Origin of the sequence: Alicyclobacillus acidocaldarius subsp. acidocaldarius DSM 446, assembly GCF_000024285.1 — a bacterium.
Classification (GTDB): domain Bacteria; phylum Bacillota; class Bacilli; order Alicyclobacillales; family Alicyclobacillaceae; genus Alicyclobacillus; species Alicyclobacillus acidocaldarius.
Genome location: NC_013205.1, coordinates 1,600,195 through 1,626,669, shown reverse-complemented (window position 1 = coordinate 1,626,669; position 26,475 = coordinate 1,600,195). Strand labels below are relative to the sequence as shown.

Below are 26,475 nucleotides of genomic sequence, written 5' to 3'. Positions count from 1 at the left end.
ACGACCACTATACCAAAAAGGCTGCGGATCGCGATCCCGCCCCGCCGTCTAGGTCAACGCGCTCGCCGCCGATTGCGGAGAATGGTCGGCACGCCGCCCAAATCGCTCGACGGCCAGCGGATGAGAACGTCCCTCATCCCGTCCCTCCACGTGAACGGAATGAGCGGCCACAAATAGGGCTTGCCGAAGGACTTGGTGGTCAGAAGCAGGAGGAACCAGGATGCCGTGCTCAGCAGGAAGCCGCCCCAATTGAGCGCCGCGGTCCAGAGCATGATCCAGATGCGCGCCATCTGGTTGGCGGACGCCAGCTCGAACGACGAGGTCGCGTACTGCGCCAACATCACGAAGCCCATGTAGACGAGCACCTCGGGCTGGAGCAGTTGAATCTGCGTGGCAAACTGGCCAAACAGCAAGGCGGACACAATGCCGATGGCATTCGAAAGCGTGACGGGCACGTTCAAGACCGCGAGCCGAAGCACGTCGAGCGCGAACTCCGCCACCAGGAGTTGCGCCCAGAGCGGCAGCGGATCGTTTCGACTTGCCATAAAGAACTTCGCCCAGGACGGAAGCAGCCCCGGGTGCTGATTCGCCAACATGAAGATGCCCGGCAGAAACACGCTCATGAAGACCGAGATGACGATGATCCAGCGCAGATACGTGCCCACGAGGGGGAACGAGTGGTATTCCTGCGGATGCTGAATGTGTTGAAAGAAGGTCGTGGGCGCGATGATCACCTCGGCGGTGGCGTCGACGACGATCACGACATGCCCCTCGATGAGCGCCGTGGCCGCGACGTCCGGCCGTTCCGTATAGCGCACGATGGGATACGGATTCCACTTCACCTTGCCGATGAGATCGACCAACTGCTGTTCGCCCATCATCATGCCGCCCGTCTTGACGCTGCGGAGAAGCTCGCGGATGGCCGACACCGTTTCCTCATCGGCCACATCTTTCAGGTACATGAGGCTGACGTCGGTCTGGCCGCGGTCGCCCACCTGATACAGCTCGTTGCGAAGGCGCGGATCCCGCAGGCGGCGGCGGATGAGCGTCGTGTTCATGAGCATGGTCTCGGTGAATCCGTCGTGGTTTCCGCGGACCACGCGCTCGATCATGGGAGGCTCGATCCCGCGCATCGGATACACGCGGGTATCGACGACGAGCACCTTGTCGTACCCGTCGATGAACGTCACGAGCGGCCCGGAGAGGATGAAGCGGACCGCGTCCGACATCTGATTGATCACCTGCACCTGCACGAAATCGATGTGCGTGTTCAGGTAGAAGACCAATTCCTCGATGTCGTAGGTCTGACCCTCGTGTTCGCGCTCAAACGCCTCGACGTTTCGGTGAAAGCTGTCGAGCACGAGGACGACGTTCATCGTGAGAAAGAAGCCGTTGGTCACGTACGACATCATGTTCAGGCGGCCGTACCGGAAGGGCTTGGCCATGATGTCCCACGTGGTGCCGATGCCGAGGAGCTGGTTAATATAATTGACGTTGTGCTCCAGTGTCCGGCTGATGGGCTGGCTCACCAGGGGCTCGGCCGACTGTCGCATGGCATCTCCTCCGTCTCTTCATTCATGTGCATGTCCCATCCTAGCCATGCCTTGGAATCGACGTTTTTATGTGCTTCGGAGCCCGCGCTGGCTCTTGGCTCTGACCGATTGAACCGCGCGAAGGGCATACAGCGCGCCGGGAAGGAGTACGACAGTTGCAAGGAAATAGCTGGGGACATCGCGAAGGATAAAGTTCGTGACGTCAAACACGTTGCGAAACAAATAATTCGACAGCGACCACCCCAGAAGGGCCACGGGGACGGGGATCCACGTCCGCTCGGGCGATCCGCTCACGTCCTTCACCGCCTCGCCCACGGCGAGTTGAAAGGTTGCGAGTTTCAGGACGAGCGTGATGGCCACGCCCATGACGTACAGCGTGTCCAGGCGCTCGACGAACTTGCCTTGTCGGATGGCTCGCACGAGTTCGAGCACCGGGTAATTCAAATAGCGGGCGGGTTCGCCGAGGACGCCCACCGTGAGCGTTACCAGGGCGGAGAGGACAAAGGCACTGATGGCCCCCGCGATGACGATGTCCCACGGCAGCGTGCGCGGGCTGCGGAGCGCCGGAACCCACTGCAGGGCGATGGCAAACTCGAGACCGTAAGCGAATGCAGGCACGACAGCCGCGCGCCAGGCGGCGCTGGCGGGATCGCCGAGGAGCGGCTGAAAGGACGACGTGTCAAACAGTCGAGCCGCGAGCAGGAACAGCACCGGGGAGACGACGGCGGCGAGCGGCAGGATGAACTCGTTCACGCGCGCGACCACTTCGATGCCGAGATACGCGAGGTACATGGATACCGCAAACGCAAGGGCGCTGACCAAAAAATCCGGCGTGTTCGGCAGCACGGAGATGCCAATGAAGGCGCTCATCTCGCGGCCGATGGTGGCCATGGTGAGAAAGCCGTACGCGAGGTACCAGATCCCGTAGGCGCGGCCAAGCACGGGGCCGAGCACGTCGATGGCGGCCTGGGTGAGGGTTCGCCCGGGAAACAGGCGCACGTGCGCCAGCGAAATGACCGCGCACATCACGGCTCCGAAGAGCAGCCCGAAGCCCGAAATCCATGCGTCGCGGAGCGTGAATTGGGCGATGGTCCCAGGCATGGTGACGATGCCCGTGCCAAGCACGGTCCAGATGAGCATGAGGATGAGTTGATAGCGAGAGATCTGAACCACGTGTCACGCCTCCTGAAGCCCGCCCCGCCCCCCGTACAACCACGAGCTCGGGCCGGAAAATGCGAGATCGAACAGATGAAGCGGACCGAGACGAGGCCACAGATGGAGATCGGCCGCAACCGCGACGCCGATGGCGAGTGCGGTCAAGAGGAACCACGCCACCCACTCGCGCCACGACTTGGGCACCCATCTGCGAAAGTCCACGACAGCGCCGAGAATGGCCCACAGGACGGCCCACACGCTCGTCATGACGAGCCCCCGCCTCCCTTCGCCTCCTGCGCAAACGGGGTCGTGCTGGCCAGCTGGCCATGGACGATGTGAGGTTCGATGTCATACTCGACCTGGAGACGCTTCCACGCCCCCTCGCGGAGTTGGATGCCCTTCTCCGCGCACGCGTTGGTCAAGCCAAAGGCGTCCATATCGACCGCACGGGCGTGGTCGAGGGCCTCTGCGAGGCGATGTTTTACGTCCTCGCGAATGGCATGCTCCAGTGCGGCGAACGTGTGCGCGCTCATCTTCTCACTCGCCTGCCAACGCTCGATCTCGCCCGTCCCGCGCCAGACCACGCGCACCTTCGGGGATCGACCGGACGTGTCCACCACGAGCCGCGTCGAGGTGCGCAGCCAATGCACTCCCATGACACCCTGGTGTCCGCCCTCGGTCCAGGGAACCGCCTCGCGCACATCGAGGGTGCGCCCCAACCACCAGGCGTTGTCCAGCAACCGGGCGCGATCGACGATATCCAACTTTCCATCTCGCCTCAGATAGGCCAGTCCCTTGACTTCGGGCGATCCGTCAGGTCCCTCCTCAATGGCCGCCAGCGGTGCGACACCCGACGGCCGAAGCAGCGCTTTCACCACGTGGAGCTCATCGCTCGCGAGGCACGCCTCCCGGCGCGATGCCTCATCCACCAGATCTCGGATGACGAGCGAGATAGGCTCGCTCTGCCCCGTCGACTCGCGCAGCACCGACTCGGCGGACGTCGGCGTGACGACCCAGAGCTGGCTGCGGCGCAACTGCCGATCTCGCTCGAGTGCGTCTGCGATGGGCGAGAAGTCGCGCAGGGCGTCTTCCGAAAACAGCACGAGCGCGTTGTGCTGAAGGTACAGCGAATGAGAAAGCTTCGCTTGGAGACCGCTCATGGCCTCTTCGAACGTCGGCGCGTCCGCCGACACAATCCAATCCGGCGCATTGCCCTGCGAATTGGAGTTCTCGCCCGTCGCCGGGTTGCCGGCGCCTCCGGGTTGGATGAGGTCCATGGACAGCCGCACGCTGTGTTCCTCTCGATCCACGCCGATCCCGGTCGCGATGTAGAGGTGATCAATGTCGTTATAATCGCACCCGGTCGCAAGGGCGGCGCAGAGAAGAGTGGCCGAGATCGCGCGCCGGCGCTTGCGCAGGAGCACGCGCCTCGTCACGGACGCCACCTCCACCGTGGCGCCCGCTTGCGCGCGGGATGTTTCGGGACGCGATCGTGCTCGACCGGTTCGAACTGGCGCGGCCTGCCCTGCATCATCCACCACGGCGCGCGGATGATCACGTCCTTCATATCGCGGATGAAAGTTGGGGCGATGGGCGCGAGATACGGCACGCCGAACGATCGGAGGGACGCCATGCGGCCCAAAAGCGCGATGCCAAGCATGAGCACCCCATACAAACCGAACAGCCCCGCGGCCAGCACGAACGGAAACTGGAGCAGCCGCGCCGCCTGCACGAGGCCGAGGGCGGGCAGCGTGAACGACGCCACGCCCGTTGCCGAGACGATGATCACCATGCCCGGGGACACGAGCCCAGCACGCACTGCCGCGTCGCCGATCACGAGCGTGCCGACGATGCTCACAGATTGCCCCACTGCCCGCGGCAAACGGGTTCCGGCCTCGCGAAGCGCCTCGAAGGCCACCATCATGCCCAGCGCCTCGATGACCGTCGGAAACGGAATGCCCGAGTGTTGCGCCGCCACGCTCACCAAGAGCGGCGTCGGCAACAAGTCCTGGTTGTACGTCAACAGGGCCACGTAAAGTGCGGGAAGGAGCACAGAGCCCCAGAACATCAGGTGCCGCAGGAGGCGAAGCGGAAGGGCAAGCGAATAGTGCATGTAGTAGTCTTCGGGCGAACTCAGATTCATGGCGAAGGTCACAGGCACCATGAGACATGTCGGCGATCCATCCGCCATCATCGCCACGCGCCCTTCCATCAACCCTGCCACCACGCGATCCGGCCGCTCCGTCTCCTCCGTCGTCGGAAACACCGAGAAGCGCGGGTCGTTGATGAACTCGCGCACCTCGTTGATGTCCGCGACATAGTCGACGCGAATCTGCGCGATGCGTCTCCGAACTTCGCGCAGCAGGTCGGACTTCACCACGCCTTCTTCATACAGGATCGCAATCTCGCACGGCGACGTCTCGCCGACCGTGAACGTCTCAATCTTCAACCGCGGCGATTTCAGGCGCTTGCGCACCATGGCCAGATTGACGGACAAGCTTTCGATGAACGCTTCCTGCGGGCCGTGTAGGGTGGGTTCGTTCTCAGAGCGATCCACGGACCTGGCCGGCACTCGATCGAGCCGCCATGCCTGTGCCGAACTTGCCCCGTCTCGAGCGATCACCGCGCATCCGTCGAGGACAGCCCGAACGGCGGCGGAGATGGTCCCGACCTCCTCCGTCGCGACACCCGGACGCGGGATCTCCCGCCGCCCACGTGCTGCCCCCGCGTTACGCAGGGCGAGCAGCGCCTCCTGCAGCTTATCGGCGTCCACCAGACCTTCGAGCCAAACGGCGACGCCCGTGTCGCGCTGCGTCGACCAGGGTTGCACACGGAGGTCCGGACACGGCTCGAGGCGTTTTGCGATTTCGCTCGCCACGTCCACTGCCCTCCGCGCCATGTCATCTTTCTGCACGCTCACCCATAACCCTCCCGCAACCCCATCGCTCCCCTTCTAAGGTGTGTGAAACGCCGAGCTTTCATGTATGGAATCCGGCAGTCAAACGAGAACAGGGGCCGCCCCCAAGTGCCATGCACTCGAGAACGCCCCTGTTTGCGTAGCGCCCACCCGCGCCGTCGTTAGGATCAGCCGTGAACCGCCGAGAACCCCGGAACTCCGTCGAAGGTGTAAAGATTTTCGGTCTTGATGACGTCGAATCCGGCCTCAACAATCCTCCGCTGCAACTCCACAACCTCCGCGGCTTGAACCGGCGCGCCGCCTTCCTTGCGGAACCGACAGCGCCAGTGATCCGTGCAGAACGTCTCCGGCAGGCCGTTCGGCCACACCTTAATCCCGCGGTTGGTGATGACCTCGAGCTTCAACTCGCCCACGTGGATCTGGCTCAACGTGCTGCCGAGATCGTCAGGCGCCCCCGGGCCCCAGTCGAGAAACACGTCCACGCCGACGAGCTGCTTCTCAGCCTTCGGCCCCGGTTGCCACGTGCGCCTTGCGATGGAGGCCGCCTCCTGCCGGTACGACACAGGTTTCAGGATCTGCGGGCGCTCGCCCAAACGCTCGATCACGGCATCCGCAAACGCGTCGGTCCCCACCAACTTCTTGCTGGAGCCCTCGCGGTAGATGTCGCGCGTGTGAATGCCGTCCTCGATGGTGCGGAGCCATGCGAGGTGAACCTTCTCCGCCACGGCCGCCTGCCCGATGTGGATCAGCATCATGACGGCCGCCAGCAAGAGCCCGGACGGATTGGCGATGTTCTGGCCCGCAATGTCGGGCGCAGAGCCGTGAATCGCCTCGAACATCGCGAACCCGTCGCCGATGTTGGCCGACGGCGCGAGGCCCACCGAGCCTGACAACTCCGCCGTCACATCGGACAGGATGTCGCCGTACAGGTTCGGCATGACCACCACATCGAACCGCTCCGGCGTGTTAGCCAAACGCGCCGCGCCAATGTCCACGATCATCGTCTCGTGCTCGAGATCCGGGTATTCGGCCGCGATGCGCTCGAACTCCTTGTGGAAGAGACCGTCCGTGAACTTCATGATGTTGTCCTTCACAAAGCACGTGACCTTCTTGCGCCCATTCGCGCGCGCGTAGTCAAACGCGTACCGGATGACCCGCTCAGACCCGGGCTGCGTAATGAGCTTCAGGCACTGATACACCTGCTGCGTTTGACGATGCTCGATGCCCGCGTACAGGTCTTCCTCGTTCTCGCGAATGATGACCAGGTCCATCTTCGGATGCGTCGTCTCCACGAACGGGCTGTAGGCAACCGTCGGGCGCACGTTGGCGTACAAGTTGAGCGCCTTGCGGAGCGTGACGTTCAAGCTCTTGTAGCCCCCGCCCTGCGGCGTCGTGATGGGCGCCTTTAGGAGCACGCGCGTCCGCCGCACGCTGTCCCAAGCCTTCGGATCCATGCCGTTGTCAATGCCGCGCTTATACACCTTCTCGCCGATCTCGACCGTCTCAATGTCGAGCTCCGCGCCTGCCGCTTCCAAAATGCGCAGCGTCGCGGTCATGATCTCAGGACCAATGCCATCGCCGAACGCGACGGTGATAAGTGTTTTCGCCATAGAGAAGACCCCTTCAACCTCAAATTCAATTCCGACCCGTCATCGGTACGACCGTAGTGTATCATAGCTCACACGATCCCCGCATTGTCAACCAATCGTGAAAAGTCTTCTACCATATTGTGAACTGATTTTGACTGAACATTCACATCATTTTCTATGAATTTCCTGGTGCGATGTAGCAGCAACTCCAACGGTACGGAGGTGTACGTGAGCAGTAGAATAGGGAATGGTTCATCGCCGTCCACCATGGATGAAACCGTGATAAAAGTGTTTCATGTCTACGTGCTGCTAGGGGGGATCTTGGAGTGCGCCCATTGAAGAAAAGCGCCCAACGCGTACAGGACAAGCTCGTGGAACTTCCGATTAGCACAAGAAGCGCAGAGGAAGCGCATGTTTGGATAGTAATTTATTGAAAGCAGACTTCATACGCCAACGACTGGGCTACGTCCTTGGAGGCATCGCTCCTATTGAGCACAACGAAGCCTTGAGGACGATTCTGGACGAAGATCTCTTTCAAATCCCAACTATTTGGGCGGCAGCAGGACACCCAAGAGGAGTATTCCAATCTCACGGCCGATGAACTTGTTCAAATGACAAAGGGTACCGTCATGCCTATTAATAGTGCTCGGCTCCTGGTTGGTTGGCGTTAGAGTCTCAAGTGGTGGTGTAAAATTCGTCGTCTCCAATTGACGAAGAAGCCACCGTGCGTGTCTACTAAGTGTGACCAACACCAAAAGTAGGAGGCACGCAACGATGGCTTCGCTCAATAGCTTCGCAGTTCTCGAATGGATTCGCAAGATGCAAGACGTGGATCAGATCGATTTTTTACGGGAATTGATGCAACTCGTGACGCAGTTCCTCATCGATGCGGAAGCCGCAGAGAAAATCGGTGCCGAGCGCTATGAGCGGACGGAGAGCCGTGTCACACAACGAAACGGCTATCGTTCAAGGGCCTGGGACACGCGCCTCGGGACGGTCGATTTGAAGATTCCAAAGCTCCGTCAGGGCAGCTTCTTCCCTTCCATTCTGGAGCCCAGGCGTTGAGCGGAACAAGCGCTGGCTTCTGTGATCCAGGAAGCGTACGTGAAGGGCGTGAGCACCCGCAAGGTCGATGACCTGGTGCGAGCGTTGGGCCTGGATGGCATTAGCAAAAGCGAGGTGTCTCGCCTCTGCCAGCTCATCGATGAAGAGGTTCGCCAGTTCAAGGAGCGGCCGCTCGAGCGTGAGTATCCGTACGTGTGGCTGGATGCCACGTTCCCGAAGGTGCGGGAGGGCGGCCGCGTGCAGAGCATGGCGCTGGTCATCGCCATTGGCGTCACGGACACCGGAGAGCGCGAAGTACTCGGATTCGATGTCGGAACGAGCGAGGACGGCGCGTTCTGGTCGGACTTTCTGCGCAGCCTGAAGGCGCGAGGTCTTCGGGGCGTGCGTTGTCAACAGCGGGTTAAAACTCCCCAAAAAAATCGCGCTCGATTCCCCAAAAACAGCGGATTCGATTCCCCAAAATCATCGCGATTCGTTCCCCACACATACGTTCGCTTCGTCTCTTGTTCCCGAGAATGCGTGCGTAACGCCAGCTCGTAGCTTGTCTTTCATCCGGTAACTGTTGCCGCGGATATTCACGGTCGTGGCGTGGTGCAGCAAGCGGTCGAGCAACGCGGCGGCCAGGACCTGATCGCCGAAGAGCGTTCCCCAGTTCGTGAAACTCGTGTTGGACGTAATGATCAACGACCCTCGCTCGTACCTCTCCGATACCAGCCGGAAAAAGTTCGCGGCGTCGAGCGCGTCGAGAGGCAAGTAGCCGACCTCATCGCAGATGAGAATCTTGGGCTGCGTATAGACCCGAAGGCGCCTGTCCAGCCGCCCTTCTTGGTAGGCTCGACGCAAATCGCTCACGAGCTTCTGCATCGTGACGAAGTAGACGCTCATCCGCTGGCGAATCGCCTCCATGCCTAGGGCCACCGCCAAATGCGTCTTTCCCACTCCCGGCGGCCCCAGGAAGATCACGTTTCCACATTCTTGGACAAACGTCAGCGTTGCGAGCTCTCGGATTTGGCGCTCATCCACAGACGGCTGGAACGAGAAGTCGAAGTCGGCGAGCGTCTTGTGGAACGGAAAGTTCGCCAAGCGTAGCCGAGCCTGCATGGCCCGGCTGTGCCGTTCCTCCTGTTCAGCCTCCAGCAAACGCTGGAGAAATGCGACATAGGTCGCCTCTTGCCCGGCGGCCCACTCCACGCACGCCGGCAAGACGGCAGCAGCTCGCTTCAAGCCCAGGTCCAACAGTTGTTCTTCGACCTGAGCTACCAGTAACGCTTCGCTCATTGCACATGACCTCCCATCGCGATCTGTTCATAGACCGTAAGTTCGCGCTGCTCCACGTCCGGGTCGACTTGCCATCCCGCTGTCTTACCCCGCGTCGGATTCGCGCTATCTCGAGGGATGTTCTTGTAATGCTCGGGATCCGTGGAGATTTGATGCTTGCCGGACAGCACGCGATGTTCCGCGATCACCTGTCCGCCGTATTCGATCTGCAGACGACCCGATTCGAACTCCCGAACCAGGACCGTGTGGCCCACATACCGCCAGGGAACGGTGTACAAGTTCGTATTCCAGGAAACCCGGCAGTCGCTCATCACCTTCCGAAGGCCTGCGCAAGCCAACACATACGGGGTGGCCGGTAGCGGTTGCAGCTTCTCAGCTTGAAACCGCACGATGGGCTGTTCATGGGTCGTTCCGTGGATGCGGACGTTGGCTACGTGATCGCGCCACCATGCGACCTGTCGGTTCAAATCCTCATCGTCCACAAAGGCAACTGGCCAGAAGCTGTCCCGGATATAGCGAATAGGCCGTTCTACCTTGCCCTTGGTGCGGCTCCGGCGAGGCCGACATGCCTTGGGCACGAATCCGTAGAACTTGGCAAAGTCGAGATAAGCCGGTTGCCAGTCGACATGGCCTTGACCGTCATTGGCGACCACCAAAGGTGAACAGTTGTCGCTGAGCATGACGCGCGGCACACCGCCAAAGAACTCTAGGGCGTTGCGAAGGGCCTGAAGGATGTGCAGCTGGTCTGCCGCTTTGATAAACTCAACGTAGAGCATGCGGGAGTAGGCGAGTACCATGGCGAAGGCCCAAATCGTTCGTCGCTGACCGTGCGAATCGTAGTAGGGGAAGGCCCCCAAATCGATCTGGGCTTGTTCACCAGGATCCGACTCATAGCGTTCCGTGGCCTTGGCAGAGACCACCGGGCGAAGTGGCTTCATGAACTCACGTAGGACGGTGATACCGCCGGTATAGCCCTGCTCCCGAATCTCTCGCAGAATTCGTTCAGCGTTGAGAACACCAAGTTGCATACGCTGCTTCACGTAATCCTTGTAGGGCTCCAGCTTGGAACCTTTCTTTCGCTCCCCACGCGACGCTCTTGCGCCCTGCTTCTCCTCCAGCGATGAATTCAGTGCGTTGCGAATGGTCTTTCGGTCATAGCCAAATCTTCTGGCCAGCTCCGAGATGCTGACGCCTGCCTCGTAGAGTTGCCTGATCTCCATCCTCTCGTCCTCCCTCATGACGGGCACCTCCCATGAACGGATGACAGGTGCCACGATTCGACATGGGGGTGGGGAATTCATCCCGATGATTTTGAGGAATTGAGGCCGATGATCTTGGGGAATTCTCATCCGATGTTATTGGGGATTTTACAACCGATGTTGACAGCGTCTGGTGGTGAGCGATGCGCACGCAGGCTTGCGCCAGGCCATTTCGGAAGTGCTGACGGGCGCGACGTGGCAACGCTGCAAAGTGCACACGATTCGGAACGTGTTGAGCCAAGTGCCGAAGAGGGAGCAGTCGATGGTGGCCTCGATCATCCGGACGATCTTCACCCAGCCCACGCAAGAAGCGGCCCGCGAGCAGCTTCGCCGAGTGGTCGCGGAACTCCGGGGGCGTTTCCCGAAGGCGATGGACATTTTGGAGGCAGCAGAGGAGGACGTGCTGGCGTTTATGGCGCTACCTATCGAGCACTGGCGGCAGATCTGCTCGACCAACCCGCTCGAGCGGCTCAATCGAGAGATGCGTCGGCGGATGGACGTCGTGGGGATTTTCCCGAATCGAGCATCGGTAGTGCGCCTCGCTGGAGCGATTTTGCAAGAGCAGCACGAAGAATGGCTGGTGTCGCGGCGATATTTCAGCCTGGAGTCGATGGCGAAACTCAAGCCCAACCGTCCGCTCCTCGCAGCCGAGGCGATGTTGCAAAAATAACGTGTGGGAAGGGGCGTGCGAGCATGGCAGACCAAGGCTTTGTCCCCTAATGGCTTGGAATCGACCGGCGAGCGCGACGTCAAGGGCGTCCAGAGGACGAGCGAAGCGTCCCTTGACAGAGCGTGAAGACGGTCGATATCGCCCGGAACGGGACAAAGCCGACCGATGTCACACAGTAGACACAAACGGTGAATTTACACCTCTTGACGGGACACTACCATGTGCTCGACGTGACTTACGACCTGTCCACTCGCTTCGATCACCGTTGGTGCCCACTTACACAGAGGTGACAAAGTCCCTGCCCAAACCACGGACCTCGCAACCATCGTACCGAACAGAACCCCTATGCCGACGCCTACTCCCGTGCAAGATCTCCCCTTCATGATACAATCATCCCCTTTCCACCATGCACACCAACCTCATAGAAGACGATCCTGATCGCCTCGGTGTTACTGTCTGCAGATAAGATCAATAAGGTCAACAGACGCCACGGGGAAGCGCAATGACGTAGGACATCTCGATGCCTCGTCATTCTATGAAGGAGTAGTGTCTTCCCTACATCCATCCGTGCACTTATCGTTGTGTTTCCATCCGGTTGACGACCGAAATCACAAGAATTTGCTTCAGGGGTTTTCAAAATCGCAGGTTGGAACGTTGTTAAGAAGTAGAGGACTCGAAAAAACATGAAAGGAGGTCACCATAACGGACCGAGCTTCTAAGATTGAATTCGAGATAAGGTTTTTTCGGAAGACCACAGTGAGTTACCCCTTGGGCATGCTTGCGTTTTCAGGCGCGACTAAACCATTTCGCTACACCACTTCATACGAGGAGGAAGAACAAATGAATCAAACCCCTTCGATATTGCCTATTGGCGGAGGATGTTCCAGCCCATCGTCATCACCATCGTGTGGTCTCTATTCCCCGAGTTCGACACTTGGTAGTCATACAAAGTCCCACAAACCCATGTCCGACGCGGGTTCGTGGGACCTGTGGATAACTCGTGTAGTGTCTACAGCCCTCTTGTCCGAGGTTCTACCTTCAGGATCCTCGGTGGTTCCTTGATCCTCAAGGCTCGCAGGATCTCCCGCTGCACCTCGGTCGTTTCGGTGCGCTGCACGACCATCCCGTCCGGCGTGCTCTTCGTCACCTGATGCATCGCTTGCATGTGAGAGCGGATGTCAGACCATGTGCGCCCCGTTTGGACCTCCGCGATGCGCACCAACAACAAGGCCAGCCAGCAAAGCAGCACATGCGAACGGATCCGCTCGTCCTTCCGGTGATACATGGGACGGATGTCCAACGTCGTCTTCAGGGTACGAAACGCTGACTCCACCATCAGGAGTTGCTTGTATCCCAGCGCGACATCTTCCGTCGACAGCGTGTCGTCGGAGGTGCGGATCAAGTACTTCCCGTCCAGATGAGCCGCTTGCCGCACGGCCTCCGGGTCAATTCTCAGGTTCCCCCATCGGTCCTGTTTCAGATAGCGCTTGAACGTTGGATGGCTCGCAAGCCGACAGTGCGCTTTCGTGTGCGCTTCGCCCTGAAGCTCCTTGAGGCGTTCCAACTCCATCCGAAGCTCGCGCAACATCGCCTCTCGGCGCGCCTCATCGCGTTTGGCTTCCTCGGGATTGAACGCCAACACGTAACGGACCCGGGCCTCTCCGTCTCCCACCACGACCTCCTTCACTTTCAGGTTAGGACGAAGCTCACGAAAACGTCCAGGGCGCGCCAACGCCGCTTCCACCGCTGGTTTCCCGGAGGTCATCTTCTCCCCAGCGATGCAGTGACCGCCGGCGCGTTGCAGGATCCGCAAATTGCTCTCTGAGACGAAACCTCGATCCACGACCGTGATCACGCGACCAAGCCGCCAACCGATGAGGTCCTGTTTGACCTCCTCGACCACGCTCATATCCGCCGTGTTCCCAGGCCACGTCCAGCAGCGGACGGGGATGCCGTCCCGCGTCACCGCAAGCCCGATCACCACCTGAGGCAAGTCGGGCCGGTGGTCTTTGGAATACCCCTTGCGTCGCAGACTGTCGTCCGACTCGTCCTCCGTCTCGAAGTACGTGGAGGTCGTGTCAAAGAACAGAAGGTCCACGTCCAGGTTCAAGAGATCGCTCACTCGCCGGAAGACCTCGTACTGCAGGTCTTCCGCCACATCATGGAGAAAGTCCATGGCCCGGTATGCCTGCCACACGTCCAACTCGGTCATCCCGGGGAGAGCCACTTCACGGTCGACCCATTCTTCCATGGCCAGCTTGCTGCTTGGCGCCAACGCGCGATTTGCGACCATGGCGAAGATGACACGCTCGACAGCCGCCTTAAACTTCCGGTCGGCAAGCCGCTCTCGCAGGACCTCATCCAATCCAAGCTGTCGCCACAGCTCGTCGAGCAGATACGCCCCTCCCATAGGACGGCTATCCAGCAGCGTGGTTTGGATGCGCTCCGACTGACCACGTCCGGCGGTAAACTCGTCGCCAACGAAGCGATGGATGCTCTGGGCAAGGCGCCGGAGGGCCTCGAGGTCGATTTCGTCTTCGCGGCCGAAGGTGTAGAGGACCTTGGCCTTGGGCTGGCCGGTGTTGGGATCGCGAAAGTTATGGGCCAACTGCACGTAACCGGTGACAGAACCGTTCTTGTTTTTTCGGCGAATGACTCGGATATACATGCCCACATGATACGGCATGTACTACGAACTTGTAAACGACAAAATAAAGTTATCCACAACAAAACGCATGCCTACAAAAATACAAATGAAAACACGGCGCATGCCTGTGGATAAGTCCGACAAGCCGCGCCGCAATAGGATCCCACATCCATCCATGAGTCTACGTGCTATGTCCAACTGTCGAAGTCGGGTCTAACCCTTCACCTCTCTCGACATCACTCACCCGTCGACCGAAAGGAATGCGCCGGTTGAACACCGGCGCATTCTGATTCGGCGGTCATCTGAGCCCCCGGCGTGGATATTTCATTGCGAGCCAGTCATCCGGCTGGAGCGGAAGGTAGAGAGCTCAACTACATGATGTTGTTCCTTTAGTTGACGGATACGGGACTGGATTTTTTCAATCTCCTTATGCTTCGCCTTCAACCAGTTACGGCTCCATACGCGGTGAACATTCCAGCCATGCTGTTCAAGAAACCTTTGCCGGTAAAAATCCCTTTCCCGTGCCACCTTCGACGAATGATACGTTGCCCCGTCACATTCCACCGCCAACAGATAGCGTTCTGGATTGTCTGGATCTACTATCGCGAGGTCAATACGATAACCGGAGAAGCCCACCTGGGTATTGACAGTGTACCCGAGCTTTCGCAGTTCCGTGGCGACCTCTTCCTCGAACGGACTGTCATACCTCGACTCTGTATCATAATCGTTGACTGCGGTGGCATCGACCAGACTGTTGAGAACTTGACTCACGCGCTCGTCGTCGCCATCCGATACTGCCTTCGCATATTCCAAATACTTCTTTAACAATCTGGGACCTCGACTGTAGTTCTCAGCACGGGTCCACTCTGATGGCTCAAACGAGCAGACAATGTACACTTTCTTTCTGGCTCGCGTAATGGCGACGTTCAAGCGATTTTCACCTTGTTCTTGCGACAGCGAACCGAATTGACTCGACATAACACCTCTTTCGTCCTTCGCGTATGCCACGGAGAACAAAATGATGTCTCGTTCATCTCCCTGGACGTTCTCGATATTCTTTACAAACAACCCAACGTGCTCGTCGCCGTTCTTGCGCTGACGAGCCCTTTCGATAAGGTTCTGCACTTCCGGATCCCGTTGCGCTCGCTCATCGAATACGTCTTCGATGAGATCCGCCTGCGCTTTGTTAAAGGTAATAATACCGAGAGTCGGGGCGGTCTCGTCGTTGCGCAGAATGCCAATGACAATGTCTACAATTTTCTCGGCTTCAACCCGATTTTGGTTGTTTGCCCACTGTCCGTCGACGCGAATGAACTCAATAGGCTTGCCTTCCGCACTATGGGCGGCGGGCGCAGTTTGAATTCGGTTACCATAAAAGGCGTAATTGGAGAAGTTGATTAGGGCGTCGTGAGCGGAGCGGTAGTGCCATCTCAGCCACTTCTCCGGAAGGCGAGGCTTCGCCCACTCCAGCAAGTGTTTTGCCTCAATATCTATCTTATCAACGTATTCCGTTGTCTCATCATCAACCTCGTCGACGTCATCATCCACAACCTTAAACAAGTTTGTAGGCGGCAATTGCTTCTCGTCGCCTGCGACAACGATCTGTTTACCACGGAATATCGACGGTATCGCATTCTCCACCGGACACTGAGACGCCTCGTCGAAAATGACGAGATCAAACATACCATTGATGGGTGGAAAAATGGCAGTTACGGCATCTGGCGTGCAAAGCCAACACGGTACAAGCGTTAATACCTCTTCGAAGAATTCACTAATTACTTGGCGAAGTGGCCTTAATTTTCGCTTCTTGCTGGCTTCGTGTTTCAGTTTTGTCCGTTTGCCGTGATGAATACCCAATGAAGCTTGGACAAGTTTACTAGCTACAAACTGAGGCACATACTTGCGCTTCTCTTGGAGCAAGTCTATATATCGAGAACGATTCCTTGCATACATGTCGGTCGACACGTCATAAACGTGGGGCTCTTCACGTTCAATATTCTCAATCCAGAAATGATAAAAACTGTTTTTGATAAGCTTGCACCAGTGCTCAACCACGTTGGGTATACTGTCAATCGGGACCTTAGCTTGGCATCGTTCGATCAACTTCTTATTGATACTGTCTAGTTGCTCCTTGAGCTGATCCAATCGTACGAGACTGTCAAAATCCGAGACGGTCCTGGACAATAACTCATATTTAGGCAAATCGTAGATACCACCGTTCACTTCCTTGAGCAACTCATCTACAACGTCTGACTGAAGGTAATTCCGAAGCTCCCCGAGAGCATCCTGTAACTCCTTGGTGATGTCTGCGATTTGAATGGTGGCATCCAGTTTCGAGAGAAACGGTTGTTCGACGAGTTGTTCTAAATCTTCCTTAGACACAAGGTCCCTCAGCCACTCACCAAATACGGATTGCGCCTCAACATACAGCTCAAGGAATTCAATGGCATGTTGTTTAGCCCGTAGCCACCTTTCCCAAGCGTCGATATCGTTCGCAATGGGTACGTCCGACGTGAATCCAATTCGCGAAGCATCTCGCCGTAACCGCTGGTACTCCAAGAAGGCTTCAAGGGCAGCACGATAGCGGCGTACGGAACTACCTTCAAACAACACTTTCTGAGATGAACAGTGTTCTCGAAGTTCCTTCCTCAATGAGTACCACGTCGAGTTTAAGAACCGCCTCATTTTCTTTTGCAGTTCCAAAAACTGATCGATCTTCTGTGCCCAGTTTTGCGCTTGGGACTCGGTCATCCCCTCTATTGGAGACGGGAGCTCTCGCAAAGTATCCAAACGTCGCTTTAAGTCGTTATAAAGTTGTTTTACCCGCGAAATCTGATCCTCATGCTCAAATTCTCTCTCCTCATCGGAATAGTAGAGATGAACGTGTTTGTATAGGTTGCGGTTCTCAAGCTTTTGAACCGCTTGTTGAAGAGCCTCAAGGCTGTTCCGGTTCCGCAGGTAGAATTCCGGCGTATACTCAAATTGGAATGACTGTCTGAGTTGGCTTCCGCGTTCCACCGCCTGGAGAATAACCGACATTAGCTGTTGCAGCCGCATGTGTTCGCGGTTTGTCATCTGAGCGAAACTCTTCCGTTTCGCCCAAGGATAGCTTGGGTGATCGTACTTTTGCATGAGGTCACATATGGTTTTTAAATCCACGATTCTCGACTGCAGGTCGTCATACGTGACACTGTGAGCGAGATCTGCGACGTCAATGAGCAGGTTCTGATCCCAAATCGCATGGGCATACAAGAATCGAAGTGTTCTTCCAAACGGTCGCGGTTTGTGCAAGGACTCAGCAATCTTATCCAAGCATTTTGCCAACTCCTGCATCTCGCGCGAGACCCGAACTAACGATGTTGTACCCGGAACCTCAGCCTGCTGCAATATTTGTGCTAACGTTGCATAGACCAATGCCCTATCTCGCTGCGCATCATGTACACGTACGACATGCTGGTGCAACCCCAGCGAAGCCAAGCGATTGTATACCACATCAAGAGCCACAGGCTTTTGGCAAACCACGAGGACGCGTTGTCCGCGCGCCAGCCGATCAACGATTAAATTTACAATGACTTGTGACTTACCTGTTCCAGGTGGTCCATGGACAATTAGCCCATCCCGCTCACGCGAAGCAATCACTGCGGCTTCCTGGCTCACGTCCGTGTTCAGCACAAAATATGTTTCTTCCTCATTCACCTCGTTCAAAATTTCTGGCTTGATCTCTGCCAATTGCTCTTCGTCCGGCTTTCCTTCTAACAACCGAAAGAGCAAACCGTCTTCCGGTGGTTTCTCCAGGAGTGCATCATAGTCACTCAACAGAGTACTGCTCGATTGACGAAACTTGCCCATTACCATGTACGGCTGAAGAGACAGTGCAACACGCCCTTGTGGTATGTCACTCCGCCTTAAATCGGGAAATCTCTTCACGATCGAAGAGGAATCACTCGTAACATTCAAGCCAAACTGTTTTAATGTACTCAGAACAAAATCCAGAACCTCTGTTTTCGGCACTTCGATCGTTTCGCTTCTCACATGTTCGATTAAGTTAACTCCTAAAAAGCGACGCAACGCCAACAGTAGAGTGGGATTCCAAAACGGCGGGTTTTCTTCGTCCAACTGGATAATCCAATTGGGTTGATTCCGTACAGTTTTCTTAACTAACCGCGCCGGGTACAAGAGAACTGGGCTACGGATATAGAAATCCTCGATGAGTGTTCCTTCGAGAAAACCGTACGCCACATGGAATGTGTTGATACCCATTTCTTGCTCGATTAAGTCCATCTCTCGCTTAAGATAGGTCAACCGACGATTAAGAACGATATGTTCATCGGACTCGGCAAGTGCGGAACAAAGACGAACCTCACTTTTTAAAGCCAGAATTTCTGAAGCAATGCGTGTCTCTTCTCCTGTACTTAACAACGAAAAAGAGGCTATGTCGCAATGATTCTTTTGACTTATACGCAATAATCGAAGACTAATGTTCCTTGGTGTTAAATCAATCAGGCGATCGCGATAACGCTGTAGAAGTTCCCGCATACTCTAACCTCCTTTCCAGGCAACATACACCCACATTATACGCCAATATTCGACACACCAGAATTGCTTATTATACTTACCCAAGAGTCAACCCAGACAGGAGGGATGGGTTAAGATCAAGACGAGGTGTTTGTGATGCCGGGACGTAAATGGACCGTGGACGAGAAGTAAGCGTCAAACCAAACCCACATGGTGTTTGCCCTCCTGCTGCTTGAAAATGGGGTGTGTCAAGCGTTCTGTGTAAACTCCATTTTGAAGAGATTACTTTCGTTCCTGTAGCGAGTACCAGGATGTCGTACCTATGTGAGGCTGTCAAGGTACGTTTCCCAGCCTTGACAGCCGATGTTAGGCTTCCATCCTGGCCGGACGTGGCATGCCACACACCGTGGGCATGCCCCCTAACGTCGTCACGGAATGTAGGGCGTCACGCGATCTCCGAAGTAGATGGCCAATTGCCCCAGAATGGTGCCCCAGTTGGCCACCCGCATCGTCCATTTTCTCGTCAACTCCATCGTCGCCAGGTACAGCATCTTCAGCAAAGCTTCGTCGTTTGGAAACATGCTCTTCCCTTTCGTCGCTTTTCGCAGCTGCCGGTGGTAGCCTTCGATGATGTTCGTTGTATACATGATTCGCCGCATTTCCACAGGGTACCGATAGAACGTCGCGAGTTCCGTCCAGTTGTCTCGCCACGACTTCACACACAGGGGATAGCGCGCTCCCCATCCCCGTTCAAACTGGTCAAGCTCCATCAAGGCCGCCTCTTCCGTGGGTGCCTGATAGATGGGCTTGAGTGCTGCCGCGACCGCCTTGAAATCCTTATAGGACACATACCGCAGCGAATTTCGAATTTGGTGGACGATGCATTTTTGGACATCGGATTGCGGGAAACAGGCGGCGATGGCTTCGCTGAATCCCTTCAGGTTGTCAGTCGAAAAGACGAGCACATCCTGCACGCCGCGCGCCTTCAGGTCATTCAACACGCCGAGCCAGAACTTCGAGGACTCACTCTGCCCTATCCAGATGCCCAGCACATCTTTCTGACCCTCGATGTCGATGCCAATGACCATGTACGCCGCCTTGCTTACCAAGCGGCCTTCTTCGCGCACCTTGTAGTGAATGGCGTCGAGGAAGACGACGGTATAGAGGGGGTGCAATGGACGATTCTGCCACTCCTGAATCCGCGGCAAGAGGCGATCGGTGAGGTTCGACACCAGCGTGGGCGACATATCCACGCCGTAGATCTGCTGGAGGTGGTCCTGGATATCCCTTGTGCTGAAACCGCGAGCATACAGCGCAATGACCTGTTCTTCGATACTTGGCATGCGCTTTTGACGCTTTTGCACAATCAAAGGCTCAAACTCGCCTTTCCGGTCTCGAGGAAGCGCGATATCGATATCGCCGAGTTCGGACTGCACCGTCCGCTTGGCGCCGTGGCCATTTCGGGCGTTATCCGTGTCTTTGTGCTTCGCGTCGTATTTGGCATACCCCAGGTGCGTGTCCAATTCGGCTTCGAGCATCTCTTGGATGGTGCTCGCGAAAAGATCCTTGAGCATGCTTTGGACGTCGTGAATATCCTTCAACTTGCCATCTCGAATGAGTTGACGGATTTGCTCCTTGGATAGAAGTTCCATGTCGATTCACTCCCCTTGTAGACTCCCACTCCTGGGCTCGGGGAGTTTACACAGTTCATTTTACACTCTCACATCAGTTGTAAAATCCCCAATAACATCGGATGAGAATTCCCCAAGATCATCGGCGTCAATTCCTCAAAATCATCGGGATGAATTCCCTACCCCCATGTCGAATTGTGGCACCTGTCATCCGTTCATGGGAGGTGCCCGTCATGAGGGAGGACGAGAGGATGGAGATCAGGGTCAAGTCCGAGCGGTAAGCGCTTCGACCTTTGCTGCACAAACCTGAGCTGATTTCCTCCTGAGCTGTTTCGGTTTCTTCCATGCCTCGCCAATTTGTCATAATCGTCACCAAATCTGTACATTCAAAAACTCATTTTCCCTTGACTTCATGCCTCAATCCCGCGGTAATGGCTCCAATCGCTGCAATCGTCATCCCGAGACTCCCGCTCCAGAGTAGCAGATGAACAACCGGTAGCACCGAACGAATACCGACGGACACCATCATCATCGACGAACCCAAAAGCAGAATTGAAACCCCGATCATGCGCCCCTTCGACACGATCTGCACCCTCCTTAAACACGCGATAGCGACGGTTATCGTTTTGGGTTCGTTTATATCGCGAAGGTCTTCTTGCCGTCAGGAGCTCATTTGCTGAATGTTCCTTAGCACGCTTAGAAGAATGCCCTTCTCATTCAATCGCCACACCGAGGTTCCTTTTTGCCAAACCGCATGGACGTTAAAGATATTCGTGGATTGACCGCTCTGTGTGATAACCACCACTCCCTTCGTGCGGACATCGGCTAACGCACTATCCTGAATGTCCATGACGATTAACTTTAACGTGTCTTGCGTAGTCGATGGTGCACTGTAGAGTTTAACGATAAAAGTCCAATCTCCTTCATTCCACTCATAAGCACTTTGCCCAGCTCCACCTTTGAATTGGGCCTTTACACCCGGCGCGATCGAGACTGGAGGATTTTGAGAAGTGCCTCCCCAGTAGGATGCCTCAAGCGTTTGTATCTCAGCAACAGCGGCCGATTCGCTTGAAAATCGCATCTGAGACACGGTATACGACTTCGACTGATTCGAAGAAGACGTGTTTGGGTTTGGCGCATTCAAGGACAATTGTTCACCATTCCAAGCGACTTCGCCTCCAGCGGCCTGCACTGCCTCCATCACGTAATACACTGGCGCATACGTCGTTTCTGAATGGCCCCACGGATCCCTCGCCACAAGCCTCGGCGCAATTTCGACCTCCTTGCCGTCGATCACCAACTCCATCTCCGAAGCTGTTGGCATCTTGTCGATGGTGTTCTTCACGTCCGCGCGCCACGAGCTTGGTGTCTCCATGGTCCACACACGACCGTTCCATGTGCTTTGGACCCCCAATTTGGATAAAGCTGTTTCCAGGTACCAAATGGGCAACCAACTCGTTTTCTCATGCGCAAACGGATCCACCGCAACGATGTGCTCGACGTGACTTACGACCTGTCCACTCGCTTCGATCACCGTTGGTGCCCACTTACACAAAGGTGACAAAGTCCCTGCCCAAACCACGGACCTCGCAACCATCGTACCGAACAGAACCCCTATGCCGACGCCTACTCCCGTGCAAGATCTCCCCTTCATGATACAATCATCCCCTTTCCACCATGCACACCAACCTCATAGAAGACGATCCTGATCGCCTCGGTGTTACTGTCTGCAGATAAGATCAATAAGGTCAACAGACGCCACGGGGAAGCGCAATGACGTAGGACATCTCGATGCCTCGTCATTCTATGAAGGAGTAGTGTCTTCCCTACATCCATCCGTGCACTTATCGTTGTGTTTCCATCCGGTTGACGACCGAAATCACAAGAATTTGCTTCAGGGGTTTTCAAAATCGCAGGTTGGAACGTTGTTAAGAAGTAGAGGACTCGAAAAAACATGAAAGGAGGTCACCATAACGGACCGAGCTTCTAAGATTGAATTCGAGATAAGGTTTTTTCGGAAGACCACAGTGAGTTACCCCTTGGGCATGCTTGCGTTTTCAGGCGCGACTAAACCATTTCGCTACACCACTTCATACGAGGAGGAAGAACAAATGAATCAAACCCCTTCGATATTGCCTATTGGCGGAGGATGTTCCAGCCCATCGTCATCACCATCGTGTGGTCTCTATTCTATTTGCGATTTTGTGTCTGAATATGAAGATTGGGCTTTTTTTGCAGAATGTATGATGACAACCCCTATTCCAGCATCACTCATATTGGCTCAATGGGGAATTGAAAGCGGGTGGGGGAAAGGTGATATTTGTAACTGCCATAATCCCGCCAATCAGGGGAGTTCGTGCGGCGTAGGATCGACTTGTTCAGTCTCCGGATACAAAGAACTATGCTTTTGCTCTTTGTTAGATGGCGTTACCTCGTACGCAAACCTAATGGACAACGGATATCCATTTGTCGCCTGTACGTACTGGTACTATGCGAACCAAGGGAATTACAACGAAGGAGTCAAACAAGCGGCCATTGCGTTAGGGCAGGGATACTCAAATGTCGCCTCTTGCAATACGTACATCGACTACTGCGGATGGAGCGGAACACCTTCCCCGTCTAGGCCTCGAACTTGGGCACAATTACACTATGATGACGGAAACGGTCCTGGCTCAGCACTATACAATACCATTCAGGCCAACTCATGTCTATCCAGCTTAAATTCCCGTTAAATTTAGGTGAGGCGGATGTAATCCGCCTCACTGACCCAATTTCTTTATCTCAACCGATAAAACCCATGGTATCCATTCAAACCTATTTTTTGATACAACACTTTCCTGAAAAGATACACCATAATTTTCATGAGAACTTGGATTATAGTAAGCAATACCGTACACATAAGCTAACGAAGTGGTCTTATACCCAAACAAGTCAAGGTGCGAGCTAATTTGATGTAACCACATCGCATTTTTTTCGAAAACAGGACCGTTATACGGCATATTCAGATCTCGAACAAATGCCGCCTTCGCAGAAGGAAAGAACATCCCTGCTTCATAATCCCCTTCATCAACATCTGGCCCCGATGATTGTATAAACATTCCTACATCCTTATTTCGCAAAACAGCCTGAAAACCTCCATCAGCGGACACGTAGGCCTTGTTGTTCATTCCAGAAGGAGCAATAAATACAATATCGTAGGTACCCAGCTCTATAATATAACCCACCAGATTTTTTGCGATATTCCCGGGAATATTCACCTGCATTAACCTTGCTGGTGCAGATGCATGAGGTATCTCGACTGCGTAATCTGTGCGGATAATCGTTGTAGGAATCAAGGAACTTTCGGTTGTGTTAGGTATTGAAAATGATTCAGCCTTGATAGGGTACCCACCTGGAATAGGCCAATCCTTCTGATGATAAGATTGTGGGGTTATGCTCTTCTCATTATTGTTATTGCCCGAAGTGCGAACCGATTTTACCTCTCCACATCCGAGCATCAACACACTTGCAAATGCAATACCGATTCCCAATATTATACGTTTATTCACACTCACCAACTCCCCCTACTCATGTTCCTACCCGTTGATAAAGCAATTGCAATATAAAGACTCGCACAAGTATTACGCGAGACCTCAAGTCGACTGTCGACTGTCCCCATTGAGGTCATCGCCTTTACAGCATGCTCACCAACCGCATAGAAGACGATCCTGATCGCCTCGGTGTTACACCTATATCATGGAACACTGTCTTCCCGACTTCGACACTTGGTAGTCATACAAAGTCCCACGAACCCTTTGCCCATGCAGGTTCGTGGGACCTGTGGATAACTCGTGTAGTGTCTACAGTCCTCGTGTTCGAGGTTCCATCCGCAGAATTCTTGGCGGCTCCGTGATCCGCAGGGCTCGCAGGATCTCCCGCTGCACCTCGGTTGTTTCGGTGCGCTGCACGACGATCCCATCTGGGGTGCTCTTGGTCACCTGGTGCATCGCTTGCATGTGGGAGCGGATGTCGGGCCAGGAGCGCCCTGTTTGGACTTCGGCGATGCGCACCAGCAACAAGGCCAGCCAGCAAAGCAGCACATGCGAACGGATCCGCTCGTCCTTCCGGTGGTACACGGGACGGATGTCCAACGTCGTCTTCAGCGTCCGAAACGCAGACTCCACCATCAGAAGCTGCTTGTATCCCAGTGCGACATCTTCCGTCGACAGCGTGTCGCCGATGGCGGAACACCCCTCACCGCCATGACTACGGCCTTTCCTCTGGCGGATGCAACACATGATCCGCGAAATCCCGCGCCATGGCAAAGCTGCAATTTTGGTGGGCATCTAACGGCTCACCTTGAGTCAACTCATTTTTTACATTCTCGATTCGCCCTATCCGAAGAAGGACGAACAACTGTGTAGGAACCGGATGCTCGCTTTACGAACGTTGTACGAGCCCCCAGACGTGCCCATATGGATCGAGAACTTGGCAAACCCACACGCCGTCCACGCCAAGGGACGGACCACGGAATACTTGACAACCGTGTGCCAAAAAATGATCCAGTGCTCGCTGCAAATCTTGGACCCTCCAGTATGCTACCTGGCCTGCAACGCCACACCCCGTTTTATCATCTGTGGGGTGAAGCCCAATCAGGGTGTCGCCCACGCGAAAAGCGCAATAGGCTTCGTGATCAAACACGGGGCCCGTGCCAAGCAGATCTTGATACCACGCCTTTGCCTCCTGGACATCCGGTACGAAATGGAGAATTTCATCCACATTCACAATGTGATCCACAGCCACAGTTCTCACTTCACCTTCTGACCCACATTTCGCGCCGCGCAACAGAAAGTTAGCTGGAAACTCGAGCGAAGTAGCCAACTGAACGTCCGACGAATGTTCGTCTGGAAGGTTGTGTGGTATCGAAAGCACGATCTTTTTGAGTCCCACATTCGCGCCCGAAATCGGCGCGAATGTAGGGCGTAAAGTCCATCACACCTTACGACTTAACCCCTGCTCCAGCGCCTCCCGAGCCTCCTCAAGGGCAGGTAGCCAGTCTTCCTGACGTAGCTCGATCCCAAGACCTTCTGCGATGGGGTGAAGCAACATACCTACCTCCGGACGCTGAAATAGGACCGTCGCTGGACAGCCTCCGATGAACATAGTTTCGAGGATCTTGTCCACGCACTCCTGCGCGTACGTCTCGTGAGCAGCCGCATGAACTTGAAGGACAATGCCAGAGGCATGGTCGACACACATCAACATTCTGGGGAACATCGGTCGCTCGCCCTCTTCGACTACGAACGGCGCATAAAAGATGTCGACTTCCCACTCTCCCCTTCGAGTGTCTTGGCGACGGATGCGCTTCAAAATGACCTCATCAACGCGGAACGGTGGGATCTCGGATGCCGAGAGGGTGATCTGCGGTGTTTCCGTCCAGACGTCGATCCACTCAAAGGACGTGCCGTCTTTTACCCGCCTGCGGGTCAGGATTTGGTTGGGCTGAGGCGGCTCGAGCAGGTCGGACTGCTGGCGAATGCGAGAAGCTACGACGGTGGCTTGGGATAGCGCGACCGTCAGGAGTTTCGCTTCGTCCCGCGTCAGATACCATGGCAAGTACCCTGGACGGTGGCTACGAAACACAGGCCACGCGTGTTCACCCCGGAAGCGGAGGCCAAGCTGCTTCATAATGGCACGATCCTGCTTCGTAACATCGCGACTGCTCTCAAACGACGCGATGAGCGCGCATTGGCCGAAAATCCGCTGTTCTTCAGCCTGGTATGAATCGTCGTCTCTGAGCAATTGAAGAGACCTCCATCCGGCCTCCCCTGGAAAGACCGCCAATCCATGAAACTCGCCAAGAGCGCCCATGACGGAACAATAGCCAATCTGGCCGGTGTCAGGATCCTCGACGGCGAAAAGGGTGTCATCATACATCCATTGCCATGGAGCCAAGTTACGAAACTCGATAGCGGCATCATAGAGTTGCTGCCATTCGCTCAACGTAGGTGCGTTTGAAATGATCAAACCCTCCTTGCATATGGCCCCTGGGCAGAACAAAATCACGTTGGGCCTTGGCCACGCCAAAACCAACGATTCTCATGACAAAAGAGGGCCACACGCCCCCTTTTGTCATGAGAATCGTCAGTCACAACGATGCCAATAATCTGTGAACGAAGAACTAGTAGTGAGACTGCTGGATGCGGACATCACATTC

At 55.7% G+C, this 26,475-nt stretch carries 17 protein-coding genes and 3 pseudogenes; 3 read left to right on the top strand and 17 right to left on the bottom strand.

Annotated elements, in window-relative coordinates; genetic code table 11:
- Positions 1-53: 53 nt before the first annotated feature.
- The 6 genes from AACI_RS07685 to AACI_RS07660 form a co-directional block, all read right to left on the bottom strand.
- On the bottom strand, positions 54-1,553 hold the full coding sequence (locus AACI_RS07685) for a spore germination protein (RefSeq protein ID WP_012810880.1): 1,500 nt from the start codon (positions 1,551-1,553) through the stop codon (positions 54-56).
- Between the two features lie 66 nt (positions 1,554-1,619).
- On the bottom strand, positions 1,620-2,726 hold the full coding sequence (locus AACI_RS07680) for a GerAB/ArcD/ProY family transporter (RefSeq protein WP_012810879.1): 1,107 nt from the start codon (positions 2,724-2,726) through the stop codon (positions 1,620-1,622).
- A gap of 3 nt (positions 2,727-2,729) precedes the next feature.
- Positions 2,730-2,975 (bottom strand): hypothetical protein, encoded by a 246-nt coding sequence (locus AACI_RS07675; protein WP_012810878.1) that lies wholly within the window; start codon positions 2,973-2,975, stop codon positions 2,730-2,732.
- The gene (locus tag AACI_RS07670; RefSeq protein WP_012810877.1) at positions 2,972-4,144 is read right to left on the bottom strand and encodes a Ger(x)C family spore germination protein; all 1,173 of its coding nucleotides are present in this window, start codon (positions 4,142-4,144) and stop codon (positions 2,972-2,974) included. The genes AACI_RS07675 and AACI_RS07670 overlap by 4 nt, the downstream gene beginning before the upstream one ends.
- Positions 4,141-5,628, bottom strand: a complete 1,488-nt coding sequence (locus tag AACI_RS07665) for a spore germination protein (protein ID WP_012810876.1) — start codon at positions 5,626-5,628, stop codon at positions 4,141-4,143. The genes AACI_RS07670 and AACI_RS07665 overlap by 4 nt, the downstream gene beginning before the upstream one ends.
- 164 nt (positions 5,629-5,792) lie before the next feature.
- A complete protein-coding gene (locus AACI_RS07660) occupies positions 5,793-7,235 on the bottom strand; it encodes an NADP-dependent isocitrate dehydrogenase (RefSeq protein WP_012810875.1) in 1,443 nt (480 codons plus the stop codon).
- 394 nt (positions 7,236-7,629) lie between these two features.
- Here AACI_RS07660 and AACI_RS16020 point away from each other — a divergent pair, with 394 nt between their 5' ends.
- A complete protein-coding gene (locus AACI_RS16020) occupies positions 7,630-7,815 on the top strand; it encodes a YbaK/EbsC family protein (RefSeq protein WP_342626143.1) in 186 nt (61 codons plus the stop codon).
- 173 nt (positions 7,816-7,988) lie between these two features.
- Positions 7,989-8,666 (top strand): annotated as a pseudogene (locus tag AACI_RS07655) (IS256 family transposase); the annotation flags it as partial.
- Between the two features lie 75 nt (positions 8,667-8,741).
- Here the strand turns inward: AACI_RS07655 and istB are convergent.
- Positions 8,742-9,557 (bottom strand): IS21-like element helper ATPase IstB, encoded by an 816-nt coding sequence (istB, locus tag AACI_RS07650; RefSeq protein ID WP_012809928.1) that lies wholly within the window; start codon positions 9,555-9,557, stop codon positions 8,742-8,744.
- A complete protein-coding gene (gene istA / locus AACI_RS07645; protein WP_245530475.1) occupies positions 9,554-10,777 on the bottom strand; it encodes an IS21 family transposase in 1,224 nt (407 codons plus the stop codon). Before istA ends, istB begins: the two co-directional genes overlap by 4 nt.
- 166 nt (positions 10,778-10,943) lie before the next feature.
- Between istA and AACI_RS07640 the strand changes: the two are divergent.
- Positions 10,944-11,486, top strand: a pseudogene (locus tag AACI_RS07640) (IS256 family transposase); the annotation flags it as partial.
- 1,009 nt (positions 11,487-12,495) lie between these two features.
- On the opposite strand, the gene AACI_RS07635 reads toward AACI_RS07640, so the two are convergent.
- The 9 genes and pseudogenes from AACI_RS07635 to AACI_RS07600 form a co-directional block, all read right to left on the bottom strand.
- Entirely contained in the window at positions 12,496-14,154 is a 1,659-nt protein-coding gene (locus tag AACI_RS07635) for an IS1634 family transposase (protein ID WP_449224039.1), read from the bottom strand.
- A gap of 303 nt (positions 14,155-14,457) precedes the next feature.
- On the bottom strand, positions 14,458-18,669 hold the full coding sequence (locus tag AACI_RS07630) for an AAA domain-containing protein (RefSeq protein WP_012810872.1): 4,212 nt from the start codon (positions 18,667-18,669) through the stop codon (positions 14,458-14,460).
- A gap of 407 nt (positions 18,670-19,076) precedes the next feature.
- Positions 19,077-20,300 carry an IS256 family transposase gene (locus tag AACI_RS07625; RefSeq protein ID WP_012810871.1) on the bottom strand — a complete coding sequence of 408 codons (1,224 nt, stop codon included), beginning with the start codon at positions 20,298-20,300 and terminating at the stop codon, positions 19,077-19,079.
- A gap of 373 nt (positions 20,301-20,673) precedes the next feature.
- The gene (locus tag AACI_RS07620) at positions 20,674-20,871 is read right to left on the bottom strand and encodes a hypothetical protein (RefSeq protein WP_218917081.1); all 198 of its coding nucleotides are present in this window, start codon (positions 20,869-20,871) and stop codon (positions 20,674-20,676) included.
- Between the two features lie 69 nt (positions 20,872-20,940).
- Positions 20,941-21,813 carry a hypothetical protein gene (locus AACI_RS07615; RefSeq protein WP_245530474.1) on the bottom strand — a complete coding sequence of 291 codons (873 nt, stop codon included), beginning with the start codon at positions 21,811-21,813 and terminating at the stop codon, positions 20,941-20,943.
- A 1,225-nt stretch (positions 21,814-23,038) separates the two neighbouring features.
- Entirely contained in the window at positions 23,039-23,827 is a 789-nt protein-coding gene (locus tag AACI_RS16370; RefSeq protein WP_148213756.1) for a hypothetical protein, read from the bottom strand.
- A 291-nt stretch (positions 23,828-24,118) separates the two neighbouring features.
- Positions 24,119-24,493 (bottom strand): annotated as a pseudogene (locus AACI_RS16970) (IS1634 family transposase); the annotation flags it as partial.
- 205 nt (positions 24,494-24,698) lie between these two features.
- Positions 24,699-25,037: a VOC family protein gene (locus AACI_RS17295; RefSeq protein ID WP_394295659.1), complete on the bottom strand. Its 339-nt coding sequence runs from the start codon at positions 25,035-25,037 to the stop codon at positions 24,699-24,701.
- A gap of 213 nt (positions 25,038-25,250) precedes the next feature.
- Positions 25,251-26,261, bottom strand: a complete 1,011-nt coding sequence (locus tag AACI_RS07600) for a DUF7309 domain-containing protein (protein WP_245530473.1) — start codon at positions 26,259-26,261, stop codon at positions 25,251-25,253.
- Positions 26,262-26,475 lie beyond the last annotated feature (214 nt).

Excerpts from the sequence above, each read along its gene's own strand:
- istA (WP_245530475.1), bottom strand. The coding sequence starts at position 10,777 with ATGGAGATCAGGCAACTCTACGAGGCAGGCGTCAGCATCTCGGAGCTG.
- AACI_RS07675 (WP_012810878.1), bottom strand. The coding sequence starts at position 2,975 with ATGACGAGCGTGTGGGCCGTCCTGTGGGCCATTCTCGGCGCTGTCGTG.
- AACI_RS07685 (WP_012810880.1), bottom strand. The coding sequence starts at position 1,553 with ATGCGACAGTCGGCCGAGCCCCTGGTGAGCCAGCCCATCAGCCGGACA.
- AACI_RS07635 (WP_449224039.1), bottom strand. The coding sequence starts at position 14,154 with ATGTATATCCGAGTCATTCGCCGAAAAAACAAGAACGGTTCTGTCACC.
- AACI_RS07625 (WP_012810871.1), bottom strand. The coding sequence starts at position 20,300 with ATGGAACTTCTATCCAAGGAGCAAATCCGTCAACTCATTCGAGATGGC.
- AACI_RS07660 (WP_012810875.1), bottom strand. The coding sequence starts at position 7,235 with ATGGCGAAAACACTTATCACCGTCGCGTTCGGCGATGGCATTGGTCCT.
- AACI_RS07630 (WP_012810872.1), bottom strand. The coding sequence starts at position 18,669 with ATGCGGGAACTTCTACAGCGTTATCGCGATCGCCTGATTGATTTAACA.
- istB (WP_012809928.1), bottom strand. The coding sequence starts at position 9,557 with ATGAGCGAAGCGTTACTGGTAGCTCAGGTCGAAGAACAACTGTTGGAC.